The organism is Lactobacillus nasalidis, from assembly GCF_016587775.1.
Lineage (GTDB): Bacteria > Bacillota > Bacilli > Lactobacillales > Lactobacillaceae > Lactobacillus > Lactobacillus nasalidis.
The window spans coordinates 1-2,036 of sequence record NZ_BOCG01000567.1 but is presented as its reverse complement, the minus strand read 5'-3'; the positions used below and the strand labels follow the sequence as shown (position 1 = coordinate 2,036).

The window sequence follows — 2,036 nt, the reverse complement described above, 5'->3', positions numbered from 1 at the left end:
CTTGCAGCAGATACAAGCCGTCAGGCGCCAGCAGCTGGGCAAAGCGGCGGTACTGGTCAGTAAACACGGTCACTTTCTCGCTGCTGCTGCCGTCGGTAAAGACGGCATTGCTGCCCAATTCGCCGGCATGCCGGCCGCGCTTGACGCGCCAGTCGTTTTTTCTGGAGAACTGGGCGATCACGGTCCCGCTCTCGCCGAGCCCGAAAGCCGCAAAGCTTTTGGCCCCGTAGCGCTTGGCCAGAATCTTGCTGGCCAGTTCCAAAGGCGAGGTCGTCACCGCGAATCCCAGGGCCTTTTCCTCCATGGCAATCTTTTCCGCGGCCGTCGGCTGCGGGGCCGCAGTTTCCTTGACGGCCAACAGGTCCTGCAGCAGCAGGCTCTTTTGGGTCAGGCGCGCGTTTTTGATCAAGTTGTCGCAGTTGACCAGCAGGCTGTTTCTGTTGGAACTGATCTGGTCAAAGGCCCCAGCCTCAATCAAGGGCACGATCTGCCTTTCCTTCAGGTCCTCGGGATCCAGCTGGCGCAGAAAGGCCGAGAAGCTGGTAATCGGCCGCTTCAAGGCCAGCAGGCGGTCCAAAAAGGTCTGGCTGACGCCGTAGATGTCCTTTAAGCCCAGATAGATTCTGCCTTCAAAAAGTCTGGCCTCGCCCTGGCTCAGATTGATGTCTGGCCCGAAGACCTCAACTCCGGCCCGGCGGGCCTGCTGGATGACGGCCCCTTTTTCTTTGGCGCGGCTGGAGCGGATTTTTTCCAGGTAGAACTCCCGCGGAAAGTGCACCGCCAAAAAGGCCTGCCAGTAGGCAAGCAGCGCGTAGGCCACCGCGTGGGAGTGGTTGAAGCCGTAGTTGGCAAAAGGCTCAATCAGGGCATAGACTGCTTCGGCCGTTTGCTTTGAGTGTCCCTGCTTGACCGCGCCGGCAATGAATTTTCCTTTTTCCCTGGCCAAGACGGCTGCTTCCTTCTTGGAAATCGCGTTTCTGAAAACATCGGCTTCGGCCAGGCTGAAGCCGGCAAAAATCTGCGCCGTCTGCATGACCTGTTCTTGATAGACGAAGATGCCATAAGTCGGCCCCAGTACTCCCTGCAGACTGGGATCCGGATAACTCACCGGGGCGATGCCGTTTTTCCGGGCCACGTAAAGCGGGATGCTGGCGATTGGGCCCGGCCGGTAAAGGGCCACGGCCACCGCCAGGTCATCAAAATTCCGCGGCTGCAGCTGCTGGAGGACTTTCTGCATCCCGCTGGAGTTGAACTGAAAAATCTGCTGCGTTTCCCCGCGGGCAAACAGCTGCAAAGTTTCCGGATCATCCAGCGGCAGCCGGCCAAGCTGCAGCTCGCTGCCGTTTTTCTTGATCTCACCCAGAACGTGTTCCAGCAGCTCCAGGTTGTCCAGGGTCAAAAAGTCGATCTTCAGCAGCCCGTAGCTTTCCACGTATTTCTTGGTCTGCTCGACCGTCCACAAGGGCGCTTCCTTGCCGCTGAGCAGGCCGATTTTCGCTGACAGAGGCTGCTGGCTGATCACCAGGCCAGGCGCGTGGGTGCCGGTATCTTCCGGCAGCCCCTCCAGGCGCCGGGCGGTCTGGTAAAGCAGCTGGGTCAAGGAGCTGGCATCGATCAGCGAGCGGAATTCCGGCTGCTGGTAGGCCTCCTTTAGGCTCTTGGCGTTTCCCATGGCTTTTTTCAGCCGGCTGATCGTGGGCAAAGTCAGCTTGAAGACCTGGCCGACCCGGTCCAAAACGCTCTTGGCCTTCATGCTCGTCAAGGCCAGAATCCGGGCCACCAGGTCTGAACCCTGGCCGAACTCCTGTTGGCGGCCATATTTTTCTCTGACATAGGCAAAGGCCAAATCCCGGCCGCTGCTGGTGAAGTCCAGGTCGATGTCTGGCATGTTGGCCCGGGCCGGGTTCAAGAAGCGTTCAAACAACAGGTCATACTTCAGCGGGTCGATCTGCGTGATTCCCAGAGCATATGCCACCAAGGACCCGGCCGCCGACCCACGTCCTGGCCCGACCAGGGCGCCGCGGCCGCGGCAGTAA

General features: G+C 59.7%; 1 protein-coding gene. It reads right to left on the bottom strand.

Annotated features, from left to right (window positions below; translation table 11 throughout):
* The coding region (dnaE, locus tag lacNas_RS10850; protein WP_201346856.1) for a DNA polymerase III subunit alpha at positions 1–2,036 on the bottom strand (2,036 nt) is incomplete at both ends.